Origin of the sequence: Kitasatospora sp. NPDC017646, assembly GCF_044329365.1 — a bacterium.
In the GTDB taxonomy this organism is placed as follows: Bacteria; Actinomycetota; Actinomycetes; order Streptomycetales; family Streptomycetaceae; genus Kitasatospora.
Genome location: NZ_JBIRJC010000082.1, coordinates 1 through 15,680, shown reverse-complemented (window position 1 = coordinate 15,680; position 15,680 = coordinate 1). Strand labels below are relative to the sequence as shown.

Here is a 15,680-nt window from a genome sequence, read left to right as displayed (position 1 = left end):
GTGCCGACCAGGAGCACGGGGTTACCCCCGGTCGTCGGACCCTGCGAGGGGACGAGTGCGAGGAGAATCGGGGACATAGGATTCCTCTTTTCCGACTTCCGGCCGCCGGACAAGATCCTTTTGGTCTCGTCGGCGGGGAGTTTTCCTCACGGTAGATTCGAGCGCCATCCGGTGGCAATAGGGTATTTGCTGAAAGTGGGGCATTTGTGGGTCGCGGGGCGCGCAATCTCTTCGGCGCCTCTTCCGACGGGTCGGATAAGGTCAGAGGTCTTGCCTCTGGGTACTTTAAGTGAGCGTTGGGAGTAATCCTCCCGGGTGCGCGGGGGGAGGATTGCAAGATCTGGCCGAAGTCGGGCGTCGAGGCTATCCGTCGGTCGAGGGCCAGTCTGCCGGTTCCTGGCTTGCCCTATATCTCTGACCTGCAAGTTTGAGCCTCCAAGGGTAATGTCGCAAGCGTTGGGAAGTCTTCGTATTTATTGTCGACTGATGATTCTTGGATGTGCTCTATTTGGATATAATCACGGCCTTCTGGCATGCCCGCGGTCCGTGTTGCGAGGTGGGGGAGTGCTGCTGGGGTGACGCGTGCATTGTTTGGATGTGATGGGTTAGTCGGTCTGTGGGCGGGTATTCAGGGTGTGTGCGACCGTCAGGTTGCCTATTGTCCCGTTCTGGTTTCCGCTGAGTCGTTCGCGGGTAAGGTGAGTGTCACGTCCTATTCTCTTCTTGTCTTCCTCAGGGGCGGCCCCAGCGATATTCCTGAGGTCCGGGAATTGGAATCCGGGAGCGTGGAGGGCCGATTGAAGATTCCCCGCTGGAACGGATATGAGCACTTCGATCTCACGCAGGACTTCACGGACGTCGGGGGCGTGCTGATGCCCGTCTACCAGTGGTCGTATCGGACCACCGTCGCCGAGTAGCCCTCCCACCGCCGTCCCCCGGCCCCCAACTCCGACACCGGGCGAGCACACCGCTGCAAGCGCTGCCCGGTGCCACCCGTCCCCACACCCCGAGGTGAGCCATGATCAGCAGCTTTCCCGCACCAGTACGGAAAGAGCGTCCGTCCCGCACTCTCGGGTGCGCGTCGTGAGCGGGCGTTCCCCCGCCCGCCCGCGAAACGGCCGCGGGGCCCGGGACACGATGGTCACCGGCATGGGGTTCTGCCTGCCGGGCGACGAGCGTCCGCTGTTCACCGTGGGCGAGGTCTGGGACGTGGCCGCCAACGGCCGTTCGTGTCTGAAGCACCACGGCGTGTACTACGGCTCTGTCGACCTGCCGGACACGGCGTTCGCGGAACGTCTGCCGGACCTGCCGGGCATCTTCTCCAAGCACTACACCAACGCGCACCGCTACGGCCTGGTCTCTCTCGTGGAAGCCTGCGCGGACGCTCAACTGAGCATCCGGGCAGGTGACCTGAGCGACGCAGCCGTCCTGGTCGGGCGCGGTGGCATCGACGCCAACGTCGCCAGTTACCTCGAAGTCCTGCACGCCGACGCGCGGACCACCGCCCCGCACGAGGCGATGGAGCTGTTCGTCCGGGCCCAGCAGGGGCTCACCCCTTCCGACGTGGCACTGGTCCAGGGCGCACTGATGCGCACGACCGGCCCCTGCTTCACCGTCTCGTGCGGCTGCGCGTCCTCCGCCGTCCAGATCGGCAACGCCCGCCGCATGATCGCGGACGGTGACACCGACCTCGCCGTCGTCACCGGCGTCGACGTCTTCGGCGTGGACGTGATCCAGAACGTCCAACGCCTGCTGCACGGAGCCCAGCGCGCCTACGACTCCATCCGCGTGGACGGCATGCCCGAACTGCTCCCGGCCTTCGACCGGGTCATGAGGCCGTACGACCGGCGGGCCGACTGCGTGAACCACGGAGAAGGCTCGGTCACCCTGGTGCTGGAGAGCCGCAGCCGCGCCGAGCAGCGCGGCGCGTACACCTACGGCCAGGTGCTGTCGCACGGCATGACCCGCGACGGCCTGTCCAATCCCCTCGCGAGCGACGAGAACGGCGCCTCGCTGGTCGCAGCCGTCCGCAAGTGCCTCGGCGACCGGTGGGACGTCGGCCGGATCCCCTACATCCACGGCGGAAGCGACGGCGACGTCGTCGTGACCGCGTTCGAGGCGAACGCGGCCAGGCAGCTCTACGGAGACGGTGTCGCCGACCTCCTGATGACCTCCCAGGAAGCCTGCTTCGGCCACAACGGCGCCCCGGCCGGAGCGCTCGGCGTCGCGCTGACCCTCCTGATGCTGGAACAGGGGGAGGTGTGCCCCACCGCGAACTGCGAGGAGCCGGCCGACAACGTCTGCTTCGACCCCGTCCCCGGTGTCCACACCCGACCGATCGAGTTCGACTACGCGCTGACCTTCAACTACCAGATCGGAGGCGTCAAGAGCGCGATCCTGCTGGGCGGCTCGGACGTCGACTGATCCCCATGCCACCGACGACCCGCAGAGCCGGGACGGCGAGTGCTTCCACCCCCGTTCGCGCAGGAGACCAGTGATGGGCCACGCAGAGAACCCGACCACCGCTGACGCGCACATCGCCGTCATCGGCATGGGATGCCGCCTTCCCCGCGACATCGACTCGCCCGCCGCGCTGTGGCGGCTGCTCGAAGCCGGCCGGGACGCGGTCGGCGCACCGCCGATGAGCCGTGCGGAGCGCATGGCCCCGGGCTCGCCTCCAGCAGCCGGGCCGATGCCGCTGCAGGGAGGGTTCCTGCGCGACGTCGCCGGTTTCGACGCCGACTTCTTCGGAGTCTCCGGCAAGGAGGCCGACGTCCTGGACCCCCAGCACCGGCTGCTGCTCGAAGTGACCTGGGAGGCGATCGAACACGCCGGACTGCCCCCGGAGCGGCTGGCGGGAACCCGGACGGGACTGTTCTCGGGCCTGAGCTACACCGACTACATGGAATCCCTCGCGGGCCAGCCCCAGGAGCTGGAGGGCGCGATCCTGACGAACGGGCACTGCGTCGCCCCGGGGCGCATCTCCTACCTGCTGGGACTGCAGGGCCCCTGCGTGGCACTGGACACCGCGTGCTCGTCCTCCCTCGTGGCCGTCCACCTGGCCTGTCAGGCGCTGCGGAACCAGGAGTGCGACCTCGCGCTGGCCGGTGGCGTCACCCTCATGCTCGGCGCCCGGACGACGATGTCCTTCGCCCGCATGGGGATGCTCTCGCCCACCGGCCGCTGCCGGACCTTCGACGCAGCCGCGGACGGCTTCGTACGCGGCGAAGGCTGCGGCGTCGTCGTCCTCAAACGCCTGGACGACGCGCTGCGGGACGACGATCGCATCCTCGCCCTGGTGCGCGGCTCCGCGGTCAACCAGGACGGCCGCTCCGACGTCCTCGCCTCGCCATCCGTCGGAGCCCAGCAGGCCCTCTACCACCAGGCCCTCGCGCGAGCCGGGACCGACCCGCGCGACGTGGGCCTGGTGGAGACGCACGGCACCGGAACCCCCGTCGGCGATCCCGTCGAGTTCTCCAGCCTGGCCGCGGTCTACGGCGTGGGACAGGGACGCTGTGCGCTGGGTTCGGTGAAGACGAACCTGGGCCACCTGGAACCGGCCGCCGGCGTCATCGGCCTGATCAAGACGGTGCTCTGCCTCCAGCGCGGGCTCGTGCCGCCCAATCTGCACTTCACCCGGTGGAACCCGGCCATCAGCGCCGAGGGCACCCGCCTGTTCGTCCCCACCGACCTGGCGGCCTGGCCCACCCGGACGACCTCGCGACTGGCCGCGGTGTCCTCCTTCGGATTCTCCGGGACCAACGCCCATGTGATCCTCGAACAGGCCTCCGCCGTCCGTCGCACCGCCGTTCTCCCCGCGGGCCCCGCCGCCGGTGCCTGCCCCGCCACGGCCGGCAGCGTCGCGGACGTACCGTCATCAGCGGAGCGAACCACCGCACCCCACGTCTTCCTCCTGGCCGCCGGCTCGCAGAACGCCCTTCCCACCGCCGCCGCGCGCCTGGCCCACTGGCTGGAGACCGAGGGCACCACCACCCCTCTGCGGGACGTGGCGCACACCCTCGCCCTGCGCCGGTCCCCGGGGCACGGCAGGCTCGGCGTGGTGGCCGACTCCCGCCGTGACGTGATCCACGCCCTGCGTTCCTTCGAGGCCGGTCGAGCCCATCCGGGCGTCGTGTGCGGCCACGTCGGCGCGGGCGTCAGCCGCCGTCCCGTCTGGGTGTTCTCCGGTCAGGGCTCGCAGTGGCGGGGCATGGGGCACAGCCTGCTCCGGCATGAGCCGGCCTTCGCCCGGGCCCTGGCCGAGGCCGATGAGCTGATCACCGCCGAAACCGGGTTCTCCGTCCTGCGCGCCGTCCGCGACCGGGAGCACGTCAGCGGCTGCGGCCGCGTGCAACCCGCACTGTTCGCCCTGCAGGTCGCCCTGGCCGCCGCCTGGCGCGACCACGGCGTCGAACCGGCCGCCGTCATCGGTCACTCCATGGGCGAAGTCGCGGCCGCCGTCACCACCGGGGCACTCAGCCTGGCCGACGGCGTCCGCGTCATCTGTCGGCGCTCAGCCCTCCTCACCCGGATCGCCGGAGCCGGTGCCATGGCGAGCGTGAGCCTCGACAGCGCGACCGTCGAGAACGAGCTCGCCGCCCTCGACGCCGGCACGGTGTCGGTGGCCGTCGTGGCGGCGTCCGACTCCACCGTGATCGCCGGCACAACGGCCGCCGTTCGGCACCTGACCACCACCTGGCAGGCCCGCGGGATCGCGGCCCACCCGATCGACGTCGACGTCGCATCGCACTGCCCCCAGGTCGAGCCGCTGCTCGCGGACCTCGCCACCGCGCTCGCCGACCTCACCCCCAGCCAGCCGGCTGTTCCCTTCTACACCACCGTCCTGGACGACACCCGCGACACCCCGCTCTTCGACGCCGCCTACTGGTGCGCCAACCTGCGCCGACCGGTGCGTTTCAGCGCTGCCGTGGCCGCAGCCGCCGCCGACCGCCACCAGGTGTACCTCGAGGTCTCGCCCCACCCCGTGGTCACCCACCCCCTCGCCCAAACCCTGGGCGGCCTCCTCCACGATCCCGTGATCCTGCCGACACTGCGCAAGAGGGAGGACGAACCCACCACCTTCCTCACCCAGGTCGCCGCCCTGCACTGTGCGGGAGTCGACATCGACTGGTCCCGCCTTCACGCCGGGGGCCGCCTGGCCGACGTACCCGCGCTGACCTTCGACCGCCGGCCCCACTGGACCGACACCACGCCGACGAGGGTGGTCCCCCGGCAGGCTGAGAGCACCCCCGCACCGCTGCCCGGAACGCACACCGAGGTGCCCGGCGACCGACCCCGCCACACCTGGCACGCCGACACCGGGACCGACGTCCTGCCCTGGATGGCCGACCACCGCGTCCACGGCCAACCGGTCCTGCCCGGCGCCGCCTACTGCGCGCTGGCCCTGACCGCGGGCGCCGAGGTCTTCCCCGGCGCCGCGCACGGCGTCGAAGCGGTGGACATCCGCTTCCACGAACTGATGCGACTCGACGCCCACACGCCGGTCGGCGCGACCGTGACCCTCACCAGCGCCGACCGCGCGGACTGCGAGGTCTTCGGCCGAAACGAGGGCGGCACCTGGGTCCGGCAGGCCACCGCGGTCCTGCGCCAGCGGGACACCTCCCCCCCGGCACCGACGGCCTCCGTGGCCGCACTGACCGCCGACCACCCCGTCGTCCTGGATCCGCAGGCTCTCTATGCGAGCCTGCGCGCCCGGGGTCTGGAGCACGGCCCCGCCTTCAGCGGTATCACCGAACTGCGCGCCAACGACCGGGCGGACAGCTTCTGGGCCCGCGTGACGGTTCCGGACCCGGCCGAAACCGCCCCCCACGGCCTACGGATCCACCCGGTTCTCCTGGACCTGTGCGCCCAACTCGTCGTCGCCGGCCTGCTGCACGAACCGGGCCACGGCCTGGTGCTGCCCGTCGGGATGCACGCCGTACGCATCCTCGCGGCCCCCGAGAACGCCCACTACGCGCACGCCCGGCTCACCCACACCACCGCGGACAGCATCGTCGGAGACGTGCGGCTGCTGGACAGGGCAGGAAACCCGCTCGTCGAGATCGAGGCACTGCGCTTCGTGCGCCACGGCGCGCGGGCTGACGAAACCGTCGACCGATGGTTCCTCGAGACCTGCTGGCAGCCCGCCCCGCGCGGGCGCACCCCCGAGCCGGCACACGCCGGAACCTGGCTCATCATCGGTGAGGCGGACGGATCCGCCCAACCACTCGCGGACGCGCTCCAGCTCGCCGGAGCAGGCACCGCCGTCCTCGACGTCCCCCTCGACGGCACCGCCCTCCAGCCACTCAAGCAGGCCCTCGCCCGGACCTGGAACCCCTCATCCGGACCGTGCTCCGTGGTCCTCCTGTGCGCGCCGTCCGCGCCCGCGGACGACGCCGCCACGACGGCTCTGCGCCGTACCCGGCGCCTGCTCGCCGCCGCACAGAGCGCGATCTCGCGCAGTGCCCCCACCCGCCTGTTCGCCGTCACCCGGTCCGCCCACGATCCGGAACCGGGACAACCCGCGGACCCCGCCCAGAGCGCTCTGCGCGGACTGGTGCGAGTCCTGACGCACGAACACCCGGAACTGCGGGCGACCCTCATCGACACCGACTCGGCCGACGTCGACCTCAGCCGGCTCGCGGCCGAACTCCTCACCGACCCCCCGGAGGACGAGATCGCCCTGCGCGGCGACACCCGGACCGTCGCCCGGCTGGCGTACGCCCCCCTGTCCGACACCGAACGCGCCACCGCCGTCACCCGCACCGTGAGTTACGGCGTCGACCGCTTGCAGCTCCACGCGGGGTCGCTCGGTGACCTCGACGCCCTGCGCCTGACCACCACGCCACGACGTGCACCGGGCCCCGGCGAGGTCGAACTGCGCCTGCACGCAGCGGGCATGAACTTCCGCGACGTGCTCACCGCCATGGGCATGCTCGCCACCGACGACGAAGCGGGTCACCGGATCGGATTCGAAGCCGCCGGCGTGATCACCGCCGTCGGACCGGGAGTCAGGCACCTGCGCGCCGGTGACGACGTCCTCGCCGTCGACGTGCGGGGCGGCCTGTTCGCCACTTTCGCGACCCTTCCCGCCACCGCCGTGGCCCCCCTCCCCGCGGGCCTGTCCACCGAGCAGGCCGCCGGGCTGCCCATCGCCTACCTCACCGCCTGGTACGCCCTGCGCCACGTCGCCGGACTCACCAGCGGCGAACGCGTCCTGATCCACAGCGCCACCGGCGGAACCGGACTGGCCGCGATCAAGGTCGCCCGGCACCTGGGGGCCGAGGTGCTCGCCACCGCAGGCAGCGAGGACAAGCGCCGGTACCTGCGTGAGATGGGCCTGCGGCACGTCATGGACTCCCGCTCGCTGGACTTCGTCGAGCAGACCCGCACCGCCACCGACGGAGACGGCGTCGACGTGGTGCTCAACTCCCTCTCCGGACCGGCCATCAGGGCGGGACTGGAAACGCTGCGCCCCTTCGGCAGGTTCGTCGAGCTGGGCGTACGCGACATCCTGGCCGACACCCCGCTCGGTCTCGCACCGCTGCGGCACAACATCACCATGAGCACGGTCGACCTGACGGAACTCCAACGTGATCGCGCGGACACGTTCGCCGAGCTGTTGGGCGAGGTCATGGCCGAATTCGGTCGGGGCACCCTCGCCCCGCTGCCGTGCCGGACCTATCCGCTCGCACAGGCCGCCGACGCCTTCCGCCTCATGGCCGGCGCCGGGCACATCGGCAAACTGGTCCTGACGGTACCCGGTGAGGGCCGCACCACCGCCGTACTGCGCGATGCGCCGTCGCCGGTGCGGGCGGACGGTGCCTACGTCGTCACCGGGGGCCTGCGCGGTGTCGGCCTCGCCACGGCCCGCTGGCTGGCGGACCAGGGCGCCGCCCGGCTCGTTCTCAACGGACGCACACCGCCCTCCGCCGACACCAGAAGCGTCGTCGCCGAACTGCGCGAACAAGGGACCCAGGTCGCCGTGGTGCTCGGCGACATCGCTCAGCCGGGCGTCGCCGAGCAACTGGTGGACGCGGCCACCGCCGAGGGCGGCACACTGCGCGGTGTCGTCCACGCGGCGATGGTCCTCGACGACGCCGCGGTGTCCAACATCACCGACGAGCAGCTCGAACGTGTCTGGGATCCCAAAGTCACCGGTGCCCGACGCCTCCACGAGGCCACGGCCGGAGTGTCGCTCGACTGGTTCGTCCTGTACTCCTCCATGGCCTCCTTGCTCGGCAACCCGGGCCAGGGCGCTTACTCCGCCGCCAACGCCTGGCTCGACGCGTTCGCCACCTGGCGCAATGCCCTGAACCTGCCCACGCTGGCCGTGAACTGGGGGCCCTGGGGCGAAATCGGGGTGGCCACCGGCTTCGCGAGCCGTGGCTACCAGACCATCCCCACCTCCGAGGGGCTCCAGGCCCTCGCGGCGCTCCTCACCCACGGCCGCGTGCGCACCGGCGTCATCCCCGGCCCGCCGGACACCTGGATCCCCCCGGCCGGCCGGGCGTCCTCGCTGTTCGCCCTCCTCACGCCCGAAGCGTGCGAACCCGCCGCGCAGCCGGCCGGTCAGGACGGCGCGCTCGACATCCGACGCGAACTGCAGGCGGTGGAAGCCGGTCTCGCCCGTCGTACCGCCCTCGAAAACCGCCTCGCCGACCACATCCGCACCGTGCTCCGCCTGGGAGGCAGCACTCTGGATCCGCAGACGCCGCTGAACGCCCTCGGGTTCGACTCCCTGCTCCGCATCGAGTTGCGCACCCGTCTGGAAGCCTCGTTCGGGGTCAGGCTCGCCGGCGACTTCGTCGCGGGCCATCCCACTCTGGCTGCACTCGCCGACGGCCTCGCCGAGCACATCGGCATCAGTCTGGTCAGCGACGCCGCGCCGGATTCCGCAGGTGACACGGCTTCCCCGGTCGGACAGCCCATCGCCCCGCGCTCGCCCAGGACGCCGGACGCCTCGGCCGCCACCGCGACGCCGTCGGTGAAGAACCCGTGAGCCCGCTCCGGGGCGTCGACGGCCCGGAGCCCCTGGCGGAGAGCGGAACACGGGACCCGCGTTCACCAGGAGAGGGAAACCGAAGGATGACGATGACCTCCACAGACGTGCCCCGCCCGGACGTGCGTGACCGGCGGGAGCGACGCATCACCATGTTCGTGTGGCCGCAGGCCCAGTGCGTGCGGTCCGTGCGCCGGGCCGTGAAGGCCATTCTCGGTCACTGGGAGATCGCACATGTCACCGACGACGCCGAACTGCTGACCACCGAGCTTCTGACGAACGCGATCCGTCACACGGGCGGCGAGCAGCCGATCAGGGTGACGATCGCGGCCGACCAGAGGGGGCTGTCGATCGGCATTCGGGACCGCTCCGCGAGCGCGCCCCGGCCACACCGGCCGACCGCCTGCGAGGAGAGCGGGCGCGGACTGCTTCTCATCGAGAGGATCGCCGGCTCGTGGACGTACCGTTTCCATCCCGACGGCACCAAGACGGTTTCCTGCCGGCTTCCGTTGTGAGGCCGAGTGCCGGCTGCCCGGGCGCCCCACCCGTCGCACGACCTCCGGCAGCTCGTCGTACGAAGGAGCCCGCCCGCGGGCGGCTCAAGCGGCTTTCGACATCGGTTGCCGCATGCTTCGCGGAATTCCTCACCGGTAAACGGTGCGCGAGGTGGCTTATTCCGGATATACCGGCTCCCATCGCCGGCAGCGGCGGGGAATTCCCTTCCGTGCTCTCTAAAATTGCCCAGGCGATATTCAGGGCGAGTCTTTTTTGCCGCCCTGATGGGAGCTTTCGAATGCTATATTTTTCGACCATGCTGACAGTCCTCACTCATTCAAGGTGCTTTCCGCTGGTGAAGCCAGACAGTTTGGGATCCGGATGCTCAGTGCAGAGGAATACAAAGAGGTCTGCGCCTTGCGCCGTCAAGGCTGGTCCATCTCGGCGATCGCCCGATACCTCGGCCGCGACCGCAAGACGGTCAGGGCCTACCTCAAGGGAGAGCGGAGCATCGGGGTCCGACCGGTGACCCGTGACGAATTCCTGCCGTTCATCCCCTACTGCCAGCAACGCCTCGACGACGATCCGCACCTGCGGGCGAACGTCCTCTACCGCGAGATCGTCGAGCTGGGCTACCCCAGGGCCTACTCGACCTTCACCCGTGCCCTGCGCCGACACATGATGCGGCCGCGCTGGGGGCCGTGCCACCGAGCGAGGGCGAGCCCCGGCCAAGGCAGCGCGGAGGATGTGCAGTTCGACTGGGTCCGGCTGCCGACCCCGCCGGCCGGATGGGACTGCGGGCACGAGGTGTACCTGCTCATGGGCTTGCTGACGCGCTCCGGGCGCTGGCGGGCCGCCCTGACCGCCACCAATGATCTCCCGCACTGCGTGGAGGCCCTGGACCGGGTGCTGCGCCGCCTCGGCGGCACCGGCGAGCGCTGGCTGTTCGAGGGGATCCCGCCGGTCTGCTCGACGGTCGGCAAGGTGACCGCCGTCTTTCACGAGGTCGCGAAACACTACGGGGCCTCCGTCGCGGTCCGCCCGCAGACGGGAGCGCCCGGCCCGGTCATCCGTGCCCACCGCTCCGCTGTCCTCCACTGGTGGGACAGCATGGCCGGCGACCTCGGCCTGGACGAGGCCCAGGACTGCCTCGACCGATTGACCGAGCGCTCGGACCGCTGGTACCGCCAGACCGGTCAGCCCGTCCGGGCCCTGCTGCCCCTGCCGTCCAAGCCGTTCCCCGCTCGCATCTGCGTCCGGCGCAGGGTCGATCTCCACGGCCTCGTGTCCTTCGAAGGCAACTTCTACCTGATGCCCGCGGGGTTCATCGGCAGCGAGGTGGGGATCCGGTGGCGGCTCGACGAATCCCACCTGGCGGTCACCACGGGCACCGGGGCGGTCATCGCCGGCTTTCCGAGGGCCCCCAGGGACGCGGGCTGGACGGTCGTCCAACACCGCGGCCCCGTCCCCCTCGAACGGCCAACTCGGGCTTCCGGCGCCGCGGCGCCGTCCTGGGACGCGTGCCGGATCGGTCGCCCGCGGTCCGTGGCCGCTCCGGCCGCGGACCGGGTGGTGTCCCGGTTCGACGGCGAGCGGCCCGCTCATACGACGGGACATGACGGCCGGTCCGAGACGGGGTCGGGCTCCTCGCCGACCCCGGGGACGAACGGGTGACTGCGGTAGCGGGCTGGCCGGCGGTCTCCCGCAGGCCAGGCCGAGCGCGGCGTGCATTCCACGGTGGCGGGGAAGGGCAGGACCAGCCGACCTGCGGCCGACCGCGGACCGGACGGCCTCGTGGCGGGTCACGGGACGGCGCCCGCCCGGGACCGTCCGCCGAGGCCACCGCCTCGGCGCCCCAGACGACTGCCCGGGCTATCTGCCGTGGATCGACGAGATTTCTCCTCGTCCGGGCACTGCAGCCGAATCGCCGAAATTGAAAGCGGAGCGGAATGGCTTCGGGTGCGGCCGCACGGGATCGTTTTCGAGGCGAGAGCGCGCGGCCATTGATTAGAAACTCAATTGGTTCTCGTCGAGGGTGTAACGGATCTGGGGACTGTGGAAGTAGCCGTGGACGATGTGGGGTTGGCGCTGCCGTCGGTGGAAGAAGCGTAGGGCCTCGGCCGCCAGTTCCGCTGGGTTCCGGGCCCGGCTGCTCAACCGAGAACCGAGTGCTGGTTCCGCCTCGCCCCGTCTCGCCGTCTGGGGGTCCGTGAGCAAGAATCAGGGGCCACGAACCACAGGGGGGAACGCATGAGGCCACGGTGGGCCGCTGCCATTGTTGCCACGCTGCTGCTCCTCGGCGGCGCCGCCGCCTCGGGGCCCGCTTCCGAGCCCGAGGGCGCCCGCCTCTCGCCGCAGGCGCGCGCCTATCTCTCGGACGCCCTGGACCTCCTCCAGCGTGACTCCCTCAACACCGCGAGGGTGGACTGGAAGGACGTCCGTGCCAAGGCCTTCTCCCGTGCCGACGGCGCCCGCACCCCGCAGGACACGTACCCCGCGATCAACGGCGCCGTGAGCGCGCTCGACGACCGCCACGGCCGCTTCGTTCCCCCGGACCGGGCCGACCGGGTTCTCGGCGACCCCGAGGTCGTCGACTCCCCGACCTCGAACCAACTCCCCGGCCATATCGGCTATCTCACCCTCCGCGGGGTGAACGGCTCGGACCGTACCTACGCCGAGTACGTCGCCCGGGGCCGCGCCGCCGTCGCCGAAACGGACAGGGCGGGCGCCTGCGGCTGGGTGGTGGACCTGCGCGGCGAGACCGGCGGCGGAATGTGGGCGCCGCTCGCAGTAGCGGCGCCGATCCTCGGCGACGGCCCGCTCGGCGGCTTCGTCACCGCACACGGCAAACGGTCCGCGTGGTCGATACGCGGCGGCGTGCCGTACCTGGACGACACCCCGCTGGCCGACGCCGACGCCCTCCACCCACTCGCCGCCACCCCGCCGGTCGCGGTGCTCACCGGCCGCTGGACGGCCAGCGCGGGCGAGGCCGTCGCCGTCGCCTTCATCGGCCGGCCGGTCACCCGCAGTTTCGGCGACCGAACCTACGGGGTGCCCACCGGCAACGAGCCGCACCGCCTTTCCGACGGTGCCGTCGTCGTCCTCACCACCGCCGCCGAGGCGGACCGTACCGGCCGGATCCTTCAGGGCCCGCTCGTACCGGACGAGACCATCGATACCCCCACCACCAAGAACGCCGACCCGGCCCTTGACGCCGCCGTCAACTGGCTTGCCGGCCAAGGTCCCTGTAAGGGCTATTGAATCGAAATGGCAGGGTTCCGGCTCGTTATTGCTCAGAAACTCAATCTCGACCGCGCGCTTGTCCGGCCGCTGAAACGACAGCCCCAGCGCCGCAAGTACTTGTCCACTCCCGGCTCGGTCAGGTGGACCCGGTACAGGCTCGCGATCAGCGCACCGATCTGGCCACGCGTCCACAGCTGTCCTCGAAGTCCCAGGTCGCAGGGCTGGTGGTCGAGCACGGCCTGCCGAACCGCGGCCTGCTCGGCCTCCGACAGTGCCTGATGCTCTCCGGCTTGCCGGCGCGCGGACGCGCTACGAGCGCGTCCCGGCCCGCCGACCAGCCACTTCGCCCACCAGCCGTCCACGGCCTTCAGCGAGACCTTGAACATCGCCGCGACGTCCTCCCGGTCCCGTCCCTCCACCAGAGCGGCCACCGCCCGCAGGCGCGGCAGCAGCCGGTCCTTGGCGCCCTTGCGCTTGAGGTTGAGGAAGGCGCGGCGGCCGCGCACGATCCTGGTCCCGATCCGGCGAAGGCACTGGGCTGTCGAGCGCTGGTCCCGGACGGATCACGGTGCGCTGACCGCCACTCAGAACGGCGCGTCGCTTTCCAAGGGACCGTGACCCACCAGGCCTCAGATCTTTGATCGGTATGCGATACGTGCCGCAATTCCACCTGGCTGGCCCCATGGCGTCACACCTTGGGCATGTCCGAAATGCCAGCCATAAGAGCTCTCGTTACGTTCATCGCAGATCGGGCGCCTGGTCGGCGTCCGCGCGACAGAGAGAAGCGACATGTTCACGCGCACACTAACTTTGGCCGGTGCCGGAATAGGCGCGACGGTCCTTGCAGCCACCGGCATCACCTACGCCTCGTCCCCCGGATCCACCCCAGCGCCCCCGCCCGTCCAGCCGACAGCCCAGCCTGCGGCCCAGCCTGCGGCCCCGCCTGCGGCCCCGCCTGTCCAACAAGCCGCCCCGGTCGCGGCCGCCCCTGGCGGCGGAAGCGCAGGCGGAGAGAAGGCGGCCGCCTCTGGCGGCGGCAGCGCAGGCGGAGAGAAGAACGACAACCGCGGACACGAGGGCGGCGGACGCGACGAACGCGGCCACGAGGGCGGCGAACGCGGCCACGAGGGCGGCGAACGCGGCCACGAGGGCGGCGAACGCGGCCACGAGGGCGGCGAACGCGGCCACGAGGGCGGCGAACGCGACGAACGCGGCCACGAGGGCGGCGAACGCGGACACGAGGGCGGCGAACGCGACGAACGCGGCCACGAGGGCGGCGAACGCGGACACGAGGGCGGCGAACGCGGCCACCACCACAAGGAGGGAAGGATCTTCTTCAACGAACGTACGTTCTCCGCCCACACCGAGGGCTGCATCACTACGGCCAGCGGCCTGGGTGCCACCAGTTTCAATATTTTCAACGACAGCTGGAAGACCATCGAGGTCTTCCGTGGCTTCAACTGCGACCACGGTGGTCCGGTCGCCATCGTGGGCCCCCACAGCTCCACCAACGGCGTGGTGGCCCGCCACTTCGACGAGGACGGGTTCGATTTCGGTGGCGCCTTCGATTGCGATGGCGTCGTGGGCAGCTTCCGGGTGATCGGCCACCGCGGCGAGTGGTAACAGCACCGTCCGGAGCACGGGCGCGATCCCGGCCCGCCGGAAGCGGGCGCGACACGGCTTCGAGGCCGCCGCCCACTTGCATCAGCACCTGCCCCTCCCGGCCTCCGCTGGGACGGCCACCAATGGGCACCGGAGTCGATCGCGGCCGACTACGCCGCTACCCCGCGGGTGCTGAACGGGATCGAGGGCGATGGGGTGGTCCACAGGGTGCCGTCCCGGCCGCGGAGATCGCGGAGATCAAGGAAGTGATCACCGAGACTTCTCGCTGCTGGCAGGCCCTGAACAAGGAACACCCCGCCCGCTGCCCCAGCGCTACAGGCCGGACTGAGGAAGTGCGGGAGGCTGAGGCCGCTCTGCGCGACGTCCAGGGACTGGATTGGCGGGACTCCACCGACGAGCTGGCGAGGGAATCGCTCCGCCGTCTCCTCGACCGAGACGGGCTGCGTCACAACGGCACCGCCCGGCCCGTCCACCGCGCGGACGTGGTCGTGATGGTTACGGACAGCGTGGTGACCGCGCCCCCGCGCGCCTTTGTCCCGGGTCGTGGACCTGCACCAGATCAGTGTCCTCGACGGGGGGGTAACGGCGACGGGGGCGTCCCGCGGGGTCGGGCGGATGCTTTCGAACAGAGCGGATCCGGCGTCGACCAGGGCGGCGTTGCGTTCGTGTTTCCGGTGGCGTTCGCGGTAGCCGACGGTGGTGGCCGGGTTGTCGTGATCGGCGAAGGCCTGAGCGGGCGTGCTCCATTGCCCAGCGCCACCGTCCGCGCCCTGAGTACCGAGCCCACCCTCGCCGGGCTGAGACGGGGGGCGGGGACGCCCCTCCACGGCTAGTGACTCCCACAGTGGACCCCGGAGTGCCACCATCCTTGCGGTCCTGGACAGCTGCTCTTCGGGCCGTTCCACGTCGGCCAGGTGTGGCGGCGGTCTCAACGGCGGTCACCTGGTGTTGACTCAGCGTGGTGGCGGTGGGTCGGTCGGTGACGTCGCCGGGATCGCGTCTAGTGAGTGCGCTCACACGTGGATGCGGTGAACGACGACGGATAGTAGTGTCCGTTTTGTGCCATTTTGAGACTATTTGACGGGTGGCTGGAGGGTGTTTGCGCTGGCCGGAGAGGTCGGCGGGGATCGGCGCGCTCGGGGCGGCCTGCCTCTCGAATCGGTGCCGGCTCTCTTCGGCTACGACTGCGGATCGTAAGGAGGGGGTCTTGGCGACCGCCGATCCGGTCTGGCAGCTTGGCATTCGTCGTCAGTCGCACCGGCTCCTGTCCCGCCGGATGCGGCTAGCCGCCGAGTCACACCCCGCGACCGTTCGGCCC

8 protein-coding genes and 2 pseudogenes are annotated in these 15,680 nt (G+C 70.8%); 9 read left to right on the top strand and 1 reads right to left on the bottom strand.

Features of this window, described 5'->3' with window-relative positions; all coding sequences use genetic code 11:
• The first annotated feature begins 533 nt into the window (after positions 1-533).
• From ACH4J0_RS41660 to ACH4J0_RS41630, 7 genes and pseudogenes are all read left to right on the top strand, one after another.
• The gene (locus tag ACH4J0_RS41660; protein ID WP_396246413.1) at positions 534-917 is read left to right on the top strand and encodes a DUF5988 family protein; all 384 of its coding nucleotides are present in this window, start codon (positions 534-536) and stop codon (positions 915-917) included.
• A gap of 232 nt (positions 918-1,149) precedes the next feature.
• Entirely contained in the window at positions 1,150-2,424 is a 1,275-nt protein-coding gene (locus tag ACH4J0_RS41655) for a beta-ketoacyl synthase N-terminal-like domain-containing protein (RefSeq protein WP_396246412.1), read from the top strand.
• A 73-nt stretch (positions 2,425-2,497) separates the two neighbouring features.
• A complete protein-coding gene (locus tag ACH4J0_RS41650; protein ID WP_396246411.1) occupies positions 2,498-9,001 on the top strand; it encodes an SDR family NAD(P)-dependent oxidoreductase in 6,504 nt (2,167 codons plus the stop codon).
• An 86-nt stretch (positions 9,002-9,087) separates the two neighbouring features.
• Entirely contained in the window at positions 9,088-9,516 is a 429-nt protein-coding gene (locus tag ACH4J0_RS41645) for an ATP-binding protein (protein ID WP_396246410.1), read from the top strand.
• 361 nt (positions 9,517-9,877) lie between these two features.
• Positions 9,878-10,021, top strand: a pseudogene (locus ACH4J0_RS41640) (helix-turn-helix domain-containing protein); the annotation flags it as partial.
• Positions 10,022-11,170: a Mu transposase domain-containing protein gene (locus ACH4J0_RS41635; protein WP_396246414.1), complete on the top strand. Its 1,149-nt coding sequence runs from the start codon at positions 10,022-10,024 to the stop codon at positions 11,168-11,170.
• A gap of 576 nt (positions 11,171-11,746) precedes the next feature.
• Positions 11,747-12,757 (top strand): S41 family peptidase, encoded by a 1,011-nt coding sequence (locus ACH4J0_RS41630; RefSeq protein ID WP_396246409.1) that lies wholly within the window; start codon positions 11,747-11,749, stop codon positions 12,755-12,757.
• Positions 12,758-12,789: 32 nt separating this feature from the next.
• Here ACH4J0_RS41630 and ACH4J0_RS41625 read toward each other — a convergent pair whose 3' ends face one another.
• The gene (locus ACH4J0_RS41625) at positions 12,790-13,245 is read right to left on the bottom strand and encodes a winged helix-turn-helix domain-containing protein (RefSeq protein WP_396246408.1); all 456 of its coding nucleotides are present in this window, start codon (positions 13,243-13,245) and stop codon (positions 12,790-12,792) included.
• 283 nt (positions 13,246-13,528) lie between these two features.
• Between ACH4J0_RS41625 and ACH4J0_RS41620 the strand changes: the two genes are divergently transcribed.
• Both ACH4J0_RS41620 and ACH4J0_RS41615 read left to right on the top strand, forming a co-directional pair.
• On the top strand, positions 13,529-14,362 hold the full coding sequence (locus ACH4J0_RS41620; RefSeq protein WP_396246407.1) for a hypothetical protein: 834 nt from the start codon (positions 13,529-13,531) through the stop codon (positions 14,360-14,362).
• Positions 14,363-14,476: 114 nt separating this feature from the next.
• A pseudogene (locus ACH4J0_RS41615) lies at positions 14,477-14,611 on the top strand (hypothetical protein); the annotation flags it as partial.
• Positions 14,612-15,680: the final 1,069 nt, after the last annotated feature.

Bases quoted from the DNA above. Each gene is read 5' to 3' on its own strand.
- ACH4J0_RS41630 (WP_396246409.1), top strand. From the start codon at position 11,747: ATGAGGCCACGGTGGGCCGCTGCCATTGTTGCCACGCTGCTGCTCCTC.
- ACH4J0_RS41650 (WP_396246411.1), top strand. From the start codon at position 2,498: ATGGGCCACGCAGAGAACCCGACCACCGCTGACGCGCACATCGCCGTC.
- ACH4J0_RS41655 (WP_396246412.1), top strand. From the start codon at position 1,150: ATGGGGTTCTGCCTGCCGGGCGACGAGCGTCCGCTGTTCACCGTGGGC.
- ACH4J0_RS41645 (WP_396246410.1), top strand. From the start codon at position 9,088: ATGACGATGACCTCCACAGACGTGCCCCGCCCGGACGTGCGTGACCGG.
- ACH4J0_RS41620 (WP_396246407.1), top strand. From the start codon at position 13,529: ATGTTCACGCGCACACTAACTTTGGCCGGTGCCGGAATAGGCGCGACG.
- ACH4J0_RS41660 (WP_396246413.1), top strand. From the start codon at position 534: ATGCCCGCGGTCCGTGTTGCGAGGTGGGGGAGTGCTGCTGGGGTGACG.